Origin of the sequence: Halomonas salinarum, assembly GCF_012062845.1 — a bacterium.
In the GTDB taxonomy this organism is placed as follows: domain Bacteria; phylum Pseudomonadota; class Gammaproteobacteria; order Pseudomonadales; family Halomonadaceae; genus Onishia; species Onishia salinarum.
This window is the reverse complement of the sequence record NZ_WWNB01000049.1, coordinates 1-882: the sequence shown is the minus strand read 5'-3', so window position 1 is coordinate 882 and position 882 is coordinate 1. Positions and strand designations below refer to the sequence as shown.

At 64.1% G+C, this 882-nt stretch carries 1 protein-coding gene; it reads left to right on the top strand.

The window, feature by feature from the left end; translation table 11 throughout:
• On the top strand, positions 1–882 hold an 882-nt coding region (locus tag HF027_RS15445), incomplete at both ends, for an ISL3 family transposase (RefSeq protein WP_168017159.1).

Genomic DNA, 882 nt, shown 5'->3' with positions numbered 1-882 from the left:
GTGCCTCGCACCAAGTGCCCCGAGCATGGCGTCAAGCGCATCGAAGTGCCCTGGGCACGGCCCGGCAGCGACTTCACCCTGTTGTTCGAGCAGGCCGCCATGTCACTGGTCAAGGAGATGCCGGTGCTGGCCGTCTCCCGGCAACTGGAGATCTCCGACAAGCGCTTGTGGCGCATCGTGCACCACTACGTCGGCCGCATGCTGGGTGAGCTGGACTTGTCCCGCGTAGCCACCGTCGGCGTGGATGAGACCGCGTCTCGGCGTGGTCAGCGCTATGTCACGGTGTTTCTCGATATGCAGCGCAAGCAGGAGCCGGTGCTCTTCGCCGTGTCCGGGCATGGTAAGGCCGCCATCAAGGCCTTCAGCGCCTTCCTGGCGGAACATGGCGGCGACCCGGATAACGTGGTCGAGGTAGTCTGCGACATGTCTCAGGCCTTCCTGAGCGGCGTTGCCGAGCACCTACCCAACGCCGAAGTGACGGTCGACTGGTTCCACATCGTGCAGACCTTCACCAAAGCGCTGGACGAGGTTCGCAAGAAGGAACGCCGTGAGAGGGAGCATCCCAAAGCCCTCCGGTGGGCGGTCTTGAAGAACCTGGATAACGGCAACCAGACGGCCAAGCAACTGGCCGCCCTGCACGAGCTGGTGGCCGATCGAGGCGCCACCGCTGATGCCTGGGTGATCAAGGAAAAGCTGCGCTGGATCCAGAAGGCGGCGACGCCGCGTGCCGCCCGATGGCGCATCACAAATTACCTCAAGGTGATGCGGGAGGCGGTCACCGATCAGCCACTGCTCAAGCCCATGGCGAAGGCCCTGACGACGCTTGAACGGCATGCCGAGCAGGTAGTGAGGCGCTGGATATCGGGACTGACCAACGCGCGC